This window comes from Streptomyces sp. NPDC017991 (assembly GCF_044328075.1).
Taxonomy (GTDB): Bacteria; Actinomycetota; Actinomycetes; order Streptomycetales; family Streptomycetaceae; genus Streptomyces.
Map to the genome: position 1 here is coordinate 413691 of NZ_JBIRGP010000001.1, position 14001 is coordinate 427691.

Sequence of the window (14001 nt, forward strand, 5' to 3'; positions counted from 1 at the left end):
CGGCGCAAGGGATCACGGCACAGGACTCAGGCGGCTTCGGGGGAACCTTCTGCCTGCGGCGGGGCCGGACGCCCTTGCCTGCTCAGCCCGCTCAGTTCAGCGGTGAACTGCGCTCCGGCGAGCAGGGCGAGGTTGGACAGCCACAGCCAGATGAGGAAGACCACCGCGCCCGCGAGGGAGCCGTAGAGCTTGCTGTAGGTGCCGAGCGCGGACGTGTACAGGGCGAAGCCTCCGGAGACGACGAGCCACAGGCCCGCCGCCAGGATCCCACCGGGGACGCTGTGCTTTCGGCGGCGGGCCGGTACGGGTCCGGTGTGGAAGACGATGACGACCAGCAGCGCCACCAGGCACAGCAGGAGCGGCCAGCGCAGCAGGTTCCAGGCCCACGCCGCCACCGTGTCGAAGCCGAGGAGACGGCCGGCGGTCTCGGCGATCGGCCCGGTCAGCAGCAGGAGAAGTGCGCTGACGAGCAGCAGGCCCAGGAGGGCGAAGGCGGTGAGCAGGATGCGGGGTGCCGTGTGCCAGGGCGACCGGTGGTCGGCCTCGTGGTGCATCCGGTGCAGGGCGCGGCGGAAGACGGCCAGGTAGCTGGAGGCGGACCACAGGGCGCTCACGATGCCGCCGCCCAGCAGCGTCCAGGCGGCCGAGCCGTCTCGCAGCGTATGGGTCAACACGTCGTGCAGCTGGGTGCCGGACTGGTCCGGTGCGTAGGCGGTGACGTGGGCGATGAAGTCCTCGGCGGTGCCCGGGCTGATCATGCTGAAGGCGATGACGGTGACGAAGAGGGAGGGCAGGACCGCCAGGATCGCGTAGTAGGTGAGGGCGGCCGCGTAGTCGGAGACGTCGTCCCGCCACATCGACAACGGCGTACGGCGCAGCGCGACGCCCCAGGCAGCCGGGGTCCGGGGGCCGCGCCATACCGGCTCCAGTGCGCGCGGGCCACCGCCGGTGACGGCGGGCCGTGGTTCAGCGGACATGAGGCCTACGGTGCGAACGGTGCGAGCGGGTGGAGAAGCGGACGCGCATGCGCACGCTGTACGGGGTGAGGGAGCTCTCCGTCCGGCCGGCGAGCTCGGCGAGGGCGGGTAGGACGGCGGCCGGGGCAACGTCGGGCCGGAGCCGGACACGCAGGCGCACCTGCACCTGCGTGTGCCGTGCGAGCACTCGGGTGCGGCAGTGGCCGACGCCGCCGATCCCTACCGCGTGCCGGGTCACGACGTCCTCCAGGGCCCGGGTCCGCAGCGTGCTGCCGGGTGCGGGCAGCGGTATCGACGGGCGGGCCCCGCCGCGCAGCAGGCGGACGCACCCCAGAGCGAGCAGTGCGGTCGCGGCGATCGACGCGGCCAGGACCGAGGGCGTCCACCAGTCCGTGGAGCGCAGTTCGGCGAGGGCGGCCGGATCCAGCAGCACGGTACGGGCGCCGGGCTCCGCCCACCGGGCCGGAAAGCGCGTGGCCCAGGGTGCCCCGGTGAGGGCGAGCCAGGTACCACCGAGGAGGAACACCAGGCCGACCACGGCGAGGGCGGTCCGGTCGAGGACCGTACGGGAACGTCGCATCAGCGGGTGACTCCTTCGAGGGCCGTGTCGTCGGCACCGGCCGTGAGCGTACGCTGCGCTCCCCCGCCGTCCCCAACCGTCGTACCGGGATCCCAGGCGGCCCCGGGCCGGATCCGGACGCGCAGTCTCGGCGGGCGACGCAGGTTGCAGCTCTCCAGTGCCCTGCGTGCCATGTGCCGCGCCTCGTCGAGCGCGAGTGCGCGGTCGCCGAAGGCGAGCCGGGCTCGGACGGTGACTCTCCTGCGGCGTACCCGAACCTTCACGGAACCGATCCCCTGCGTCTGGCGCACCGCGTCGCTGACCAGCGCGGCGATCGCCGAACGGTCCAGCGCCGCCAGCAGGTTCGGAGCGGGCGCGGTGATCGTGAGCAGTCCGCGATGTCCTGGGGTGAGGGCCAGGACGACCATCAGCAGGCCGAGGAGCGCGACCGCGGCGGCGCAGGCCGTGACGGTCGCGTCACCGGGGCCGTGCCGCGCGAGCCAGTGCAGTGCGTCGGTGCGCCAGACCGCTGCCGACCGGCCGGCAGCGTGCACCAGGATCAGGTCGACCGCCAGCGCGCCGCAGACCACCAGGGCCGACAGGGCGAGCAGCAGGGTCGGCAGCCGTCGCCCGGACCACCACCGCAGCGGCGTCCGCGAGTCCGCCCACGCCTGGGCGGGCTCGTTCACACGAGGCATGTTCGTGTCAGGCCTGTCCGTAGCGGCCCTGTCGGCGGCAGGCCTGTCCGGCGGCACGCTGTTCGCCGCGACCGGTTCCGGGACCGTGACCGGTTCCGTGACCGGCCCGGGGACCAGAGCGGTGACGCCGACGTGTGCTCTGGTGACGTCGAGGCCGCTCAACTGGTGTGTACGGGCGGTGACATGGTCCTGGAGCCGGCGGACGGCCTCCGGCAGTGGCGCAGGGTAGGGCAGGGTGACGTCGACGCTCACGTCCGCCTGGCGACCGTGCACGGCGGCCGAGCCCTTCGATGCCCGGGCCCGGGTGCCGGCTCCGCTCCCGGCACCGGTTCCTGTCCCCGCCCCCGTCCCCGTCTCTGTCCCGGTTCCCGCGTCCGGCACGGCCTCGGTGGCCGCCCGCTCTGCGATCCTGCGGACCGCCTTTTCCGAGACGGTCGTGGTGCCGCGCCGGTCCGCGGTGGTCATCGACGGCTCCGCTCATAGCCGTCGCGCAGATCCTGGAGGCGGCCTCCGCCGTCGAACCAGTGGCCCACGGCCCAGCCCAGGCCGCCCAGTGCGGCCACGAGCAGGAACGCCCCGAAGCCTCCGAAGAAACCGGCGAAGGCCAGTGCCATCCCTGCGATCATCCCGACAAATGCTCTGGTCACGTGGTCACATCCATGTCCTGGCCTCTTTCACCATGTGCCCGCTCACTCCACGCGGGAGTCCGTCGTCGGCGCCTCGCCGTCCTCCTCGGGCAGATGCACGTCATTGACCGTGACGTTCACCTCGACCACGTCCAAGCCGGTGACGCGCTCCACCGCGGAGATCACGTTCTCCCGCACCTCGCGGGCCACGTCCGTGATCGGAACGCCGTACTCCACGACCAGGTCGAGGTCGATGGCCGTCTGCCGTTCGCCGACCTCCACCTTCACTCCGCGCCCCACGTTCGGCCGGCCGCCCGGCACCCGGTCGCGAACGGCGCCGATGGTGCGGGAGAGGCCGCCGCCCATGTCGTACACACCCGGGATCTCCCGCGCCGCGATCCCCGCGACCTTCACCACGACGACATCGGCGATCGACGTGCGTCCCCGGTCCGCCGCCGGCTGGTCGGCGCCGGTGACACCGCCGGACAACGCCGTCGTCTGGGCCATCGTGCTGCCCTGCGGGGCCGATACGTCCTTGCCGGTCGACGCGGTCGGTACGGTCTGCGTGGTCATGGCACGTCCTTCTTCCTGTAGCCGGTCGGCTGCTCTCACTCCGATGGACCCGCCGCGGCCACGCCTGTGACGCGGATACCCGGAAAATCTCCGCTCAGCTGCCGGCACCCACGTCCGTCCCACCGATTGGGCCCGCATGAATGTCCGACCGTGCGCGGGCCACCCGCAGAGGTGCCGGCAACGGATCATTCGTGAGGACACACCTGTCCCCCGGCCGTCTCGCGGGATCACGCGTAACAAGAGACGGCACTCGCGTAACAGCGGGCGGCACCGACGTGTCCAACCTGCGGAACCGGACGAGAGGAGCCACTCAGTGGCGGGGGCCCGCAGAGAGAACGCGCCACCGGACGCCCGGGGCGAGACCGACGACGCCCTGCTGACGGTAAGGGCCGCGGAAGGGGACGAGGACGCCTTCGCCGTTCTCGTACAGAGCCATGCCCCGGCACTGATCCGGCTGGCCACCCGCCTGCTCGGCGGACGGGCGGAAGCGGAGGACGCCGTGCAGGACGCGTTCATCAACGCCTGGCGACGGCTACCGGAGTTCCACCACCGGTCCTCGTTCGGCACCTGGATGTACCGGATCGTCACCAACCGCTGTCTGAACGTGCTGCGCGCCCGCAAGCCGGTGGCCCCGCTTGAGGCCGCGCGAGATCTGGCGGCGCCCGAGCACTCGGCCTCCCCGGCCCGGATCGCCGAGGCACGGGACGCGGTGCGTGAGCTGGGCGAGGCTCTCGACCAACTGTCGGTCGAGCAGCGCGCCTGCTGGGTGCTGCGAGAATTGGACGGCCGGTCCTACGAATTCATCGCGGACACGGTCGGTATCAGCCAGGAGGCTGTGCGCGCCCGTGTCTTCCGCGCACGACGCTGCCTGACACAAGCAATGGGGGCCTGGCGATGACCGCTCACACCGACCCGCCCAACGCGTCCACCGGCGGCGTCGACGACGAGCGCCTGCCGTGCGGCAGGCTGCTGTCCCGGGTCTGGGACGACTGGGAGCAGCAGACCGACGACCCGCATCGGCAGACCTGCCCGCACTGCCGGCAGGCCGTCCTCGATCTCGACGATCTGGAGGTCGCGGTGCGCGGCCTGCGTGACGAGACGGCGGACGGCTACGCATCCGAGGCGACCTCGCTGACCCGGCGCGTCATGGAGGTCGTGCGTCTCGAACTGCGTCCGGGCCGCCCCGTGCCCCTCGGCGAGCCCGACGAGGATCTGTGGATCATGGAAGCGGTCGCCGCCCGCGCCCTGCGTGCGGCGGCCGAGACCGTGACCGGCGTACGCGCGGGTTCCTGCCGTCTCCTCTCCCTCTCCACCACCGACACCGCGGACGGGTTGATCGAGGTCCGCCTCGGCATTCACGCCCCGGCCGACGTCTCGCTGCCGGAACTCGCCGAAGAGGTGCGCAGGAGGGTCCGGGAGGCGGCGGACCGTGAGCTGGGCGTGGCCGTGTCGACGATAGACGTCCATGTCACCGACCTGATCGACACCGCGGACGACAGCCAGGAAGGTCGTACCTGATGACCCGCGACACCGCACACACCTCGCTGACCGAGGAGATCGCCCGGGCTGTGGAGACCGTGCCGGGAGTGGCTTTTCTCAGGCCTGGGCTCGCCGGCCGGTTGCGCTCGACCCGGGTACGGGCGCAGCGCGGCAAGGACGGGGGTCCGCCGGTCGGAGTACTCAGCACGGGAGTGCCGCCCACCGAAGTGCCGACGGCGGGGGTACGGCTGAGTCGGCCGGACGGCAGCGGGCGCCGGCACGTCGAGATCCACCTCGTCGCGCTCAGGCAGGCGCGAGCACTGGACGTGGCCCGCACCGCACGTCGTCGCGTCGAGGCCCACCTGGTCGAGAGATTTCCCTCGGAGCCCGCACCGGCGCGGGTCACCGTGACCGTCACCGGCCAGGTGTGACGCCGGGCCGGTGACGCTTAGCCCCCGGCCAGGAAGCCCGCTTCCTGGCCGCGGGCTGGCCTTCTTCGTCACGCGGGGAGGTTCAGCAGGGCGAGCGGGGTGGAGGTCGGTTCCTCGGAGCCGCCCTTCGGTTCGACCGTGACTCCCATGCCCGACGCCCCGCCCACGGCGCCCTGCATCAGCACGGCCTGGCTGGTGCGCGCCGGGTCCATCAGACCGGCGGACCTCATGGTGCCGTCGTCGTCGAACCAGAGCTGGTAGACCTTGCCCCGAGGCGGCTCGGTCATCCCGGAGGCCATGAAGACGGCCCTGTCACGGCTGTCGGAGACGACGACGGTGCCCGTGGCGCCCCCGGCCAGTTTCGTGGTCCGGCTCCTGGCGTCCGGGTCCGTGAGCACAGCCGCGATGTCGTCCGCTCCCCGGTCGGCCCGGCGCGCCTGCTGCAAGGCGTCCTCCGCACGTTCGTGCTGCCACACCGCGGTCCCGCCCAGCGCGGCGGCCACCGCGAGACAGGCGGCAAGTGCCCAGCGCGACACCGGACGCCCGCGCGATGTCGTACGTGCCCGGCGCGGCATGGCCCGGCCACCGGGACCCTCCTGCCGGACGGCCTTGATCTGTCGCAGTACGTGATCTCGCATGGCGGGGCGGGCCGGCAGGGAGACGGCGAGGCCCAGACGGGCAGCGGTGGCGGACAGCTCGGCCGTCTCCTGGGCACACGGCTCGCACTCCCCGAGGTGCCGCTGGAATGCCTCGCGTTCCTCGTCGGACAGGGCGTGCAGGGCGTATGCGCCGGTCAGTGTGTGCAGATCCGCGGTGGTCACGCGGTCACCCCCAGGCAGTCACGCAGTCGGATGAGGCCGTCCCGCAGCCGGTTCTTGACCGTGCCCAGCGGAAGCGCCAGGACCTCGGCCACCTCGCGGTAGGTGAGCCCGCGGTAGTACGCGAGGTCGACGGCCTGGCGCTGGATGTCGGTCAGGGTGCGCAGACAGCGCCGCACCTGTTCCCGTTCCAGCCGTGCCTCCACCTGCTCGGTCACCTCGTCGTACTCGGGCGTGCGGTCCAGTTGGGCCGCCTTGTGGTCCCGGGCGGCGGCGGCCTCCACCGAGCGCACCCGGTCGACGGCCCGCTGGTGGGCCGTCGTGAGGATCCAGTTGATGGCCGTGCCGCGGTCGGCGCGGAAGCGCGGGGCCGTGCGCCACACCTCCACCAGAACCTCCTGCGCCACTTCCTCCGACTGGGCGCGGTCCCGCAGGACCGCGCGGACGACACCGAGGACCGGGCTCACCACGGCGTCGTACACCGAGGCGAACGCCCGCTCGTCGCCCAGGGCCACACGCCGCAGAAGTTCCTGCAGATCAGGTTCAGCCGAGTGGTGTCTGCCGATCTGGGCGACTTCGTTCACCGGGGTCCTCCGTCGTCGGAACGTCCGTCGGGACATCCGTGGGACATCCGTCGGGACATCTCCTGACGTAATCCGACGCCGACGCCGCGCCGGATTGGTCCCTGCCATCCATGAAATCGCAGGTGAGGCCGGACTGCGCGGGCAGGCGGACGTCAGGGCGTACGGTGCTGTCCCGGTCGGCCGGCCGACCCGCCGACCAAGCCGGCGGCCGGTCGGCAACGAATAACGGGTGAGACAGGTCCGGTGAGCTGCGGCGGCTCGACAGGCGGGAGCGGGAATGACAGTGCACGAACAGGCGTCCACGGATCAGTCGGCGAGCGCGCGCACCCCCGCGCCGGCGGTGCGGCACCTGCCCCGCTCGCCCCGTGCCGCCGTCCTGTTCTTGCACGGCGGCAGGTCGGACAGCCGTGCCCCGTCCCGTCCCTGGCACCTCGCGGCCGTACGCATGAAGCCCTTCGTACGCGCCGTCGCCCGTGCGGTACCGGACGCCGACGTCCTGCTGGCGGAGGTGCGTTACCGCGTACGGGGATGGAACGGCGGTGACGCCGACTCCCTGCGGGACGCGCGGCGGGCGCTCGAAGAGCTTCAGCGCCTCGCTCCGGATGTCCCGGTCGTTCTCGTCGGGCACTCGATGGGTGGCCGGGCCGCGCTGCGCGCCGCGGGCGCGGCACAGGTCCGCGGCGTTCTCGCGCTGGCTCCCTGGTGCCCCGAGGGCGAGCCGGTGGCCCAACTGCGGGACAAGGAGGTCGTCGTGCTGCACGGAGACCGCGACCGTGTCACGGACCCCCGCCTGTCCAAGGCGCTCGTGCACCGTGCCCGTGCCGCGGGCGCCCGCGCGGCGTTCGTGGGCATGGCGGGCGGCGACCACGCGATGCTCCGCCACGCCAGGGACTGGCACCGCACCGCGGTCTCCACCGTCCTCGGGATGGTGCCGCCCGCCACCGGGACCACCGGAGCAGGCGGATCCACCGGGGCTATCGGACCTACCGGGGCTACCGGGGCTACCGGGGCTACCGGGGCTACCGGGGTGTCAGGACACTGAACTCGTTGCCGTCGGGGTCGGTCATAGCCACGCCGCCGGGTCCCCCCTGGCCGGTGTCGAAGCGCTTCGCCCCCAGCGAGAGCAGCCGCTCGACCTCCGTCGCCACGTCACTGTGGGCGGTGGGAGCGAGGTCGAAGCGCAGCCGGTCCCTGCCTGTCCTCGGCGCCAGGGGCGGCCCACCCCATGTGATCTTCGGTCCGCCGTGCGGAGAGCGGATCGCGGTCTCCTCATCCTGGTCCCAGACCAGGGGCCAGCCGAGTGCCTTGCTCCAGAAGTAGCCGACCTCCTGCGAGCCGTCGCAGGCCAGCGCTCCGATGAAGCCGCAGTCGGCGAGGAAGTTGTTGCCCGGCTCGATGACGCAGAACTCGTTGCCTTCCGGGTCCGCGAGCACCACATGCTCCTCTTCCGGGAGCTGGCCGATGTCGATGTGCTGTGCGCCGAGTGCCAGCGCCCGCTCCACCGTCCGCCGCTGGTCCTCCAGAGACGTACTCGTCAGATCGAAGTGGATCCGGTTCTGGCCGGCCTTCTGCTCCTGGGACGGCAGGAAACGGAGGCGGAACCCGGTGTCGTCGCTGGGCAGGAGCACGATGCCGTCCTGCGGGTCGTCGACCGTCTCCCAGCCGAGAAAGCGTGACCAGAACCGCGCGAGACTCACCGGTTCGCTCGCGTCGAAGCAGAGCGCGAACAGCTGACAACACGTATCCCGGTCCATGTCCGGTCCCCCTGACTGGCGCTGACGGCGAGGCGCGGTCGGCACCTCGCACGCGAGCCTAGGCGTGCGCCCACCTCACCCGCATCCGGGTTTTCGCCGACGCGCCGCGCACCGGCGCTCAGGGCACGGTCCACCGGGCTCACACCGACGCGTCGGCGTCTGGGTAGGCGTCTGAGTCGGCGTCGGTCGAGTGCAGGGTCCCGTGCTGGGTTGGGTCCGGTCGGGCCGGACACCCACATGGACCGGTTCCCTCGTCAGGCGTCAGGCGTCAGGCGTCAGGCGGGCACGGCCGCGCAGACCGTAACGCTCCACGCGGTCCCTGGCCAGCTGGAGGCGTCCCGCGGACGCGGTGGCACGCCCAGTTGGTGGCGGGACGCTGCCCGCGGGCAGCGGGCGCAAGGGTCGTCGAGACCGCGCCGAGCGAGGTGTTCGCGGCCGAACTCGCGGTGCGGCCGGGCGACGAACTGCGGGTGCGGCCCGGCAGCGGCCCGCAGGCGCGGATGGCGGGGCTGTACCAGGCGGGAGCGGCCACAGCCCGGCCGTCTGGGCGAGCCTGAGCCCGACCTTTGGCACGCCCGACTCCACGGCACGCGGTTCCACGCACTGCTCCGGGCACGCGTCCCCCGCTCGACTCGCCGGTCTCGCCCCCGGCCCCCGATACGGCCAGCCGCAGTATGGGACTTGCCGTCCGAGGCCCGCAATCGTCAGGCAGGGCCTGGGGGGGATGAGGTCCGTGGCCAGTGTGGTCCGGACCGTGGCTACTCGGGGAGTTCGAGCATGGGTTCTCCGCAGGACTGGCACTCGGCGTAGACGTCGAGCTCGTTGAGTATCTCGGCGTACTCGGAATGGCCCTTGAGGGCGGCCACGGCGGCGAGCAGGTAGCGGGTCGAGACCTGGTCGTGCTCCGCCGCGGCCAGTGTCTCGGCCAGCAGACCCAGGGCTTCGGGAAGGGCCTGTCGGTAGGCCTCCGCGATGTCGTCGGGCAGGTCTTCGGGGACCTCCCCGAGATCGCCGGAGCAGATGGCCACGAGGCCGACGACGTACAGGTAGTCGTCGCGCTCGGACCGGGCCGCGGGGAGGCCGCGCGCGAGATTGACGAGGTGGGGCACGGCGGCGTAGGCGGCAGGCCAGGCGGTTCCCTCGGAACACAGGTAGGGCCACAGGTCGGTGAAACACTCCCCGTTCGTGGGGTCCGCCGCCAGCTGCCGCAACTCGTCCGGGACGAAGGGTGCGTCCGGCACACCCCGTCCTTCCGACCAGCCCCGGTGGTCGAGGGCGGGCCAGCGCGGATCGTCCAGTGAGATCATGGGCGAGAGTGTAAACGGGGACCAACTGGCGCCTTACCACGGGCTGTTGCGACCTCTCCTACCACGGGCTGTTGCGACCTTGTGAGGCCGCAGCCCGAGGTGGGGGGGCAAGCTTCCCGCCGGCCGCCCTCGCGGACAGCCGGCGGGTCGCAGAGAGAGGCATCAGGCCGCGGCGGCTGACTTGACCGCGTGGGCGACCTGCGCGCGCAGGTCGACGAACTCGCGCGACTCGCGCAGTTCGTCCGCGTCGACGGCGCCTCGCGGAAGCGTGATCGGCAGGTCCAGCGCGACGGTGCCTGGGCTCTTGGTCAGGACCACGATGCGGGAGCCGAGGAACACCGCCTCGTCCGCGGAGTGGGTGACGAACACCGTGGTCCGTCCCGTCTCGGCCGTCACCTGTCGTACGTCCTCCTGGAGCCGCTCGCGCGTCAGTGCGTCCAGTGCCGCGAACGGCTCGTCGAGCAGGAACAGCGGGTTCTCGGCGGCGAGGGCGCGGGCGATGGCGACACGCTGCTGCTGACCGCCGGATATCTCCCACACGCGCCGCTTCCCTGTCCCTTCGAGGCCGACGCGGGCCAGCAACTCCGCCCGCCGCTCCGGCCATTGGGCGCGTTCGACCCCCGCGTACCGCAGCGCGAGGTCGATGTTGCCCTGCACCGTCCGCCAGGGGAACAGCCGAGGTGTCTGGAACACCACGCCTGCCGTTTCGCCCGGTCGGGGCTCCGCGCCGGAGACGCGCACCGAGCCGTGGGTGGGCTGCTCGAATCCGGCGATCAGCCGCAACAGTGTGCTCTTGCCGCAGCCGGACGCGCCGACGAGGACCAGGAACTCGCCCGCCGGGACGGTCAGGTCGACCGGCCCGACGGCCGTGACGGCCTCGCCGCCCCGGCCGTACCGGTGGGTGACACGGTCGAGCCGGACGGACCCGGCCCGTTCGCCGTCCCGCACCTCCGTCCCTTTGCCGGCTGCCTTGCCAACTCCCTTGCTCACGGTCTCACTTGAGGACATCGGGAAGTCCCTTCAGATAGAAGGCCTTGCGGACGGCGTCCTCGGACGGCGCGGCATCGATCTGCTTCTGGCCGGCCAGGAAGTCAGCGGTGTCGGTGACATAGGTCAGCAGTTTGCCCGGGCTGCCGTCGGTGCCCAGCCAGTCGGCGGAGGCGACCTCGTCCGGGGTGAGGAACACCCCCTGGGCGAGCTGGGCCCTGGCGTCCGCCGCGCTGATGCCCAGCTCGGCGGCGACGGCCTTGACCGAGCCGTCGGGATCGGACTTGAGCAGGCGCAGGGCCTGTGCCTCCACCTTCCGCCAGGTGTCGATCGCCTTCGGGTCCCTGGAGATCAGTTCGTCGGAGACGACGGCCAGGTCGAGGGTGGGCTTGCCCGCCGCGCCGATCTCCTTGCTGCTGGTGAGCTGGGTGCCGGTCTTGCGCAGCTCGTCCAGGGTCGGCAGCCAGACGTAGGCGGCGTCGATGTCACCCCGCTGCCAGGCGGCGATGATCGCCTGCGGTTGCAGATCCACCAGTTTGACGTCGGACGTCTTGAGACCGGCCGTCTCCAGCGCCGCCAGCAGGCTGTAGTGCGAGGTCGAGGCGAAGGGGGTGGCGACCGTCTTCCCCTTGAGACCGGCGACGTCGGATACACCGGCGTCCTTGCGGGCCACCAGGGCCTCGTTCTCGCCCGCCACGTCGAGGACGAACGCGACCTTGTACGGGATCGGTGAACTCCCGGAGATGCCGCGGGCGAACGGGCTTGAGCCCAGCGCGGCGATGTCCAGGGATTTGCCGAGGAAGGCCTGGTTGACGCTGGCGCCGGAGTCGAACTTGATCCAAGTGATCTTGTAGTCCGGCAGCTCCTTCTCCAGCAGCTTCTTGTTCTTCACGAGCAGGTCGCCACTGGGAAAGGCGAAGTAGCCGATGCGCAGCCGCTTGGAACCGCCGGACGAGGATGCCTCGCTGTCCGAGGAGCAGCCGGTGGCTGCCGCGGACACCGCTGCCAGTGCGCCGGCGAGCAGCAGGCGTCGGGAGGGGCCTTGCGGGGTGGAGCGAGACATGGCGGGGCCGTTTCTGTAAGAGGAGGCAGGAGACAGGCGGCAGGAGTCGAAGGGGCCGGGGGCTGTCGGCGGATCTCGGTCCGAAGCTCCCTAGACGTGTCCGCGCCAGGGCACGACAGCGCGCTCCAGCCGGAGCAGCAGTCCGTCGATGACTAGTCCGGAGATCCCGATGGCGATGATGCCGACGAGCACCACCGGGGTGTTGTTGTAGTTGGCGGCGTCCTTGACCATGCCGCCGATACCGGGCAGTCCGTTGACCAGCTCGGCTGCGACGAGGGAGGAGTAGGCGACGCCCACGGCCAGTCGGATGCCGGTCAGTGTCTCCGGCAGGGCGGACGGCACGATGACGTCCTTGACGACGTCCCACCGGGATCCGCCGAGGGCACGGGCCGCCTCGATCAGGCTCTGCGACACGGCGGTCACCGCGGTGGTGGTGGACACCGCCACCGGCGGGAAGGCCGCCACGGCCAGCAGTGTGATCTTGGGTTCCTCGTTGATGCCCAGCCAGATGATGAGCAGCGAGAAGTACGCCAGCGGCGGCAGGGTCCGCAGGAAGGTGATCCAGGGCTCGAAGAGTGAACGGACCCAGCCGACGGTGCCCATGACGAGACCCAGGACCACCCCGAGCGCGATGCCGATACCGGCGCCGAGCGCGATGCGTCGCAGGCTGATGCCGAGGTGCTCGATGAGGGTGGTGCCGTTGTAGCCCCGTACTCCGTCGTGGGTCGTGGACACGTCGATGAACGCGCTCCAGACCTTGGCCGGCGGCGGGACGAGTGTCTCGCTCCAGGTTCCGCTCGCCGCCAGCAGTTGCCACAGGAGGAGGAACAGCAGGAGCGAGCCGAAGGGCAGGGCGATGTGGCGTACGCGGGCTGTGCCGCGGCGACGGCGGCGCACCGGCGGTTCGTCGGGCAGCGGAGTGAGGTCGGTCCGTGGCAGGGAGGGGATGGTGGACATGGGGACGGGGCCTCCATGGGCGCCATGGGCGCAGGAAGATGAGCGGTCGACGCAGGCGGGACCGGGGATGACTCGGAGAACGCACCGAGGTGCGGGAGAACGGACAACCGGGGGCCGCCGCCGGGCACATGGCCGGACGACGGGGCGCGTCAGAAGCGCGAAATCAACAACATGAACAAAATCAACAACATGAACAACACGAAACGGGGCGTCGGCACAGGTCGATGACCAGGCGTCGCACCAGCGGTTCGTGATTCATGGGGCCCATTTGTACAGCAGCCGAGGCACTTCACCAAGAGGTGTCCCAATACCTGGGACCAAGTACCGCCGCGGGTACGGCCGCAGGGCCGTGCGGCAGGTGTGCCGACGTGACAGGTGTGCCGACGTGACAGGTCTGCTGGGGGATGTTTCGACAGTCCCCCTAGCGGGACTGCTCCGGTGAGTGGGACCGGTGACTTCCCGGAGTGTGTCCGAAGGCGCGGCGGAAGACGTCGATGAACGCGCTCGCGGACGACCAGCCGCACCTGTGGGCCACGACCGTCACGGGGGTGTTCTCGGCCAGCATGATCAGCGCGTGATACAGGCGCAGTTGGGTGCGCCACTGCGGGAAGCTCATGCCCAGATCCGCCTTGAAGAGGCGGGAGAGGGTGCGGTCGCCGGACCCTACCTCGCGGCCCAGGGCGGCCAGGGTGCGGCCGTCGGCCGGATCCGCGTGCAGGATCTCGCACACGGCCTTCAACTGAGGGGAGTTCGGGGTCGGCAGATGCAGGGGCTGCTGCACCGAAGCACGTAACTGGTCGAGGAGTACGGCCCGCAGCCGCCCTCGTTCGGGGCTGTCGTCGTGCGGGGCGCGGGTGTAGGCGAGGATCAGTTCCCGCAGGAGGGGGCCGACTGCCAGCACGGTCGGCTCGTCCAGACCGAGCGGGTTGTCGTTCGCGCTCACGCCGACGAGATGCAATTCGAGTTCGCCGTGGGCCTGGTGCGCGTGCACGGTGCCGGCCGGCACCCAGATGGCACGCGTGGCCGGTGCGATCCAGGTGCCGGCACCGGTCGTGACGGCCAGCACTCCCCTGCCCGCGTAGACGATCTGGTGGTCGTCGTGGCGGTGGGCGTCGATGGCGGCTCCCGAGGCCATCGACCGGGTGCGGGTCGGCGCGACAGGTCGGTGGCGGATTTCTGACATCACCC

General features: G+C 71.4%; 18 protein-coding genes. 5 read left to right on the forward strand and 13 right to left on the reverse strand.

The genetic code is table 11. The features are described from left to right. Positions 1-26: 26 nt before the first annotated feature. Genes ACH4DZ_RS01690 through ACH4DZ_RS01710 form a run of 5 tightly spaced genes read right to left on the reverse strand, consistent with a single transcriptional unit; the run spans position 27 to position 3433 of the window. Positions 27-977 (reverse strand): YihY/virulence factor BrkB family protein, encoded by a 951-nt coding sequence (locus ACH4DZ_RS01690; protein WP_398284881.1) that lies wholly within the window; start codon positions 975-977, stop codon positions 27-29. Next, positions 967-1557, reverse strand: coding sequence for a hypothetical protein (locus ACH4DZ_RS01695; RefSeq protein ID WP_398284882.1), 591 nt, complete (start codon positions 1555-1557; stop codon positions 967-969). Before ACH4DZ_RS01695 ends, ACH4DZ_RS01690 begins: the two co-directional genes overlap by 11 nt. After that, positions 1557-2699 carry a DUF6286 domain-containing Asp23/Gls24 family envelope stress response protein gene (locus tag ACH4DZ_RS01700; RefSeq protein ID WP_398284883.1) on the reverse strand — a complete coding sequence of 381 codons (1143 nt, stop codon included), beginning with the start codon at positions 2697-2699 and terminating at the stop codon, positions 1557-1559. Before ACH4DZ_RS01700 ends, ACH4DZ_RS01695 begins: the two co-directional genes overlap by 1 nt. Continuing rightward, complete coding sequence (locus ACH4DZ_RS01705; protein WP_398285482.1) at positions 2696-2881, reverse strand: hypothetical protein; 186 nt, start codon at positions 2879-2881, stop codon at positions 2696-2698. The genes ACH4DZ_RS01700 and ACH4DZ_RS01705 overlap by 4 nt, the downstream gene beginning before the upstream one ends. Positions 2882-2923: 42 nt before the next feature. Next, complete coding sequence (locus tag ACH4DZ_RS01710; protein ID WP_398284884.1) at positions 2924-3433, reverse strand: Asp23/Gls24 family envelope stress response protein; 510 nt, start codon at positions 3431-3433, stop codon at positions 2924-2926. A 313-nt stretch (positions 3434-3746) separates the two neighbouring features. On the opposite strand from ACH4DZ_RS01710, the gene ACH4DZ_RS01715 reads away from it, so the two are divergent. The 3 genes from ACH4DZ_RS01715 to ACH4DZ_RS01725 are packed head-to-tail and all read left to right on the forward strand — an operon-like array spanning position 3747 to position 5343. Continuing rightward, positions 3747-4331, forward strand: coding sequence for an RNA polymerase sigma factor (locus ACH4DZ_RS01715; RefSeq protein ID WP_398284885.1), 585 nt, complete (start codon positions 3747-3749; stop codon positions 4329-4331). Further along, complete coding sequence (locus ACH4DZ_RS01720) at positions 4328-4951, forward strand: Asp23/Gls24 family envelope stress response protein (RefSeq protein ID WP_398284886.1); 624 nt, start codon at positions 4328-4330, stop codon at positions 4949-4951. The genes ACH4DZ_RS01715 and ACH4DZ_RS01720 overlap by 4 nt, the downstream gene beginning before the upstream one ends. After that, positions 4951-5343 (forward strand): hypothetical protein, encoded by a 393-nt coding sequence (locus ACH4DZ_RS01725; protein WP_398284887.1) that lies wholly within the window; start codon positions 4951-4953, stop codon positions 5341-5343. The genes ACH4DZ_RS01720 and ACH4DZ_RS01725 overlap by 1 nt, the downstream gene beginning before the upstream one ends. A 68-nt stretch (positions 5344-5411) precedes the next feature. Here ACH4DZ_RS01725 and ACH4DZ_RS01730 read toward each other — a convergent pair whose 3' ends face one another. Both ACH4DZ_RS01730 and sigK read right to left on the reverse strand, forming a co-directional pair. Next, positions 5412-6164, reverse strand: coding sequence for an anti-sigma factor domain-containing protein (locus tag ACH4DZ_RS01730; protein ID WP_398284888.1), 753 nt, complete (start codon positions 6162-6164; stop codon positions 5412-5414). Further along, on the reverse strand, positions 6161-6781 hold the full coding sequence (gene sigK / locus ACH4DZ_RS01735; RefSeq protein WP_398284889.1) for an ECF RNA polymerase sigma factor SigK: 621 nt from the start codon (positions 6779-6781) through the stop codon (positions 6161-6163). The genes ACH4DZ_RS01730 and sigK overlap by 4 nt, the downstream gene beginning before the upstream one ends. A gap of 241 nt (positions 6782-7022) precedes the next feature. On the opposite strand from sigK, the gene ACH4DZ_RS01740 reads away from it, so the two are divergent. Next, complete coding sequence (locus tag ACH4DZ_RS01740) at positions 7023-7787, forward strand: alpha/beta fold hydrolase (RefSeq protein WP_398284890.1); 765 nt, start codon at positions 7023-7025, stop codon at positions 7785-7787. On the opposite strand, the gene ACH4DZ_RS01745 is transcribed toward ACH4DZ_RS01740, so the two are convergent. Next, positions 7765-8499 (reverse strand): VOC family protein, encoded by a 735-nt coding sequence (locus ACH4DZ_RS01745; RefSeq protein ID WP_398284891.1) that lies wholly within the window; start codon positions 8497-8499, stop codon positions 7765-7767. The two genes, ACH4DZ_RS01740 and ACH4DZ_RS01745, sit on opposite strands and share 23 nt — an antisense overlap. 365 nt (positions 8500-8864) lie before the next feature. On the opposite strand from ACH4DZ_RS01745, the gene ACH4DZ_RS01750 reads away from it, so the two are divergent. Then, positions 8865-9056 carry a hypothetical protein gene (locus ACH4DZ_RS01750; RefSeq protein ID WP_398284892.1) on the forward strand — a complete coding sequence of 64 codons (192 nt, stop codon included), beginning with the start codon at positions 8865-8867 and terminating at the stop codon, positions 9054-9056. Between the two features lie 201 nt (positions 9057-9257). Here ACH4DZ_RS01750 and ACH4DZ_RS01755 read toward each other — a convergent pair whose 3' ends face one another. The 5 genes from ACH4DZ_RS01755 to ACH4DZ_RS01775 all read right to left on the reverse strand — a co-directional run bounded on the left by ACH4DZ_RS01755 (position 9258) and on the right by ACH4DZ_RS01775 (position 13996). Next, complete coding sequence (locus ACH4DZ_RS01755; RefSeq protein WP_398284893.1) at positions 9258-9806, reverse strand: hypothetical protein; 549 nt, start codon at positions 9804-9806, stop codon at positions 9258-9260. Between the two features lie 162 nt (positions 9807-9968). Continuing rightward, complete coding sequence (locus ACH4DZ_RS01760; RefSeq protein WP_398284894.1) at positions 9969-10814, reverse strand: ABC transporter ATP-binding protein; 846 nt, start codon at positions 10812-10814, stop codon at positions 9969-9971. Continuing rightward, positions 10801-11856 carry an ABC transporter substrate-binding protein gene (locus ACH4DZ_RS01765; protein WP_398284896.1) on the reverse strand — a complete coding sequence of 352 codons (1056 nt, stop codon included), beginning with the start codon at positions 11854-11856 and terminating at the stop codon, positions 10801-10803. Before ACH4DZ_RS01765 ends, ACH4DZ_RS01760 begins: the two co-directional genes overlap by 14 nt. A 90-nt stretch (positions 11857-11946) precedes the next feature. After that, the gene (locus ACH4DZ_RS01770) at positions 11947-12813 is read right to left on the reverse strand and encodes an ABC transporter permease (RefSeq protein WP_398284897.1); all 867 of its coding nucleotides are present in this window, start codon (positions 12811-12813) and stop codon (positions 11947-11949) included. Positions 12814-13234: 421 nt separating this feature from the next. Next, positions 13235-13996: an AraC family transcriptional regulator gene (locus ACH4DZ_RS01775; protein WP_398284898.1), complete on the reverse strand. Its 762-nt coding sequence runs from the start codon at positions 13994-13996 to the stop codon at positions 13235-13237. Positions 13997-14001: the final 5 nt, after the last annotated feature.

Bases quoted from the DNA above. Each gene is read 5' to 3' on its own strand.
- ACH4DZ_RS01725 (WP_398284887.1), top strand. From the start codon at position 4,951: ATGACCCGCGACACCGCACACACCTCGCTGACCGAGGAGATCGCCCGG.
- ACH4DZ_RS01695 (WP_398284882.1), bottom strand. From the start codon at position 1,557: ATGCGACGTTCCCGTACGGTCCTCGACCGGACCGCCCTCGCCGTGGTC.
- ACH4DZ_RS01745 (WP_398284891.1), bottom strand. From the start codon at position 8,499: ATGGACCGGGATACGTGTTGTCAGCTGTTCGCGCTCTGCTTCGACGCG.
- ACH4DZ_RS01710 (WP_398284884.1), bottom strand. From the start codon at position 3,433: ATGACCACGCAGACCGTACCGACCGCGTCGACCGGCAAGGACGTATCG.
- ACH4DZ_RS01690 (WP_398284881.1), bottom strand. From the start codon at position 977: ATGTCCGCTGAACCACGGCCCGCCGTCACCGGCGGTGGCCCGCGCGCA.
- ACH4DZ_RS01700 (WP_398284883.1), bottom strand. From the start codon at position 2,699: ATGACCACCGCGGACCGGCGCGGCACCACGACCGTCTCGGAAAAGGCG.
- ACH4DZ_RS01775 (WP_398284898.1), bottom strand. From the start codon at position 13,996: ATGTCAGAAATCCGCCACCGACCTGTCGCGCCGACCCGCACCCGGTCG.
- sigK (WP_398284889.1), bottom strand. From the start codon at position 6,781: ATGTCCCGACGGACGTTCCGACGACGGAGGACCCCGGTGAACGAAGTC.
- ACH4DZ_RS01765 (WP_398284896.1), bottom strand. From the start codon at position 11,856: ATGTCTCGCTCCACCCCGCAAGGCCCCTCCCGACGCCTGCTGCTCGCC.
- ACH4DZ_RS01740 (WP_398284890.1), top strand. From the start codon at position 7,023: ATGACAGTGCACGAACAGGCGTCCACGGATCAGTCGGCGAGCGCGCGC.
- ACH4DZ_RS01755 (WP_398284893.1), bottom strand. From the start codon at position 9,806: ATGATCTCACTGGACGATCCGCGCTGGCCCGCCCTCGACCACCGGGGC.
- ACH4DZ_RS01770 (WP_398284897.1), bottom strand. From the start codon at position 12,813: ATGTCCACCATCCCCTCCCTGCCACGGACCGACCTCACTCCGCTGCCC.
- ACH4DZ_RS01760 (WP_398284894.1), bottom strand. From the start codon at position 10,814: ATGTCCTCAAGTGAGACCGTGAGCAAGGGAGTTGGCAAGGCAGCCGGC.
- ACH4DZ_RS01720 (WP_398284886.1), top strand. From the start codon at position 4,328: ATGACCGCTCACACCGACCCGCCCAACGCGTCCACCGGCGGCGTCGAC.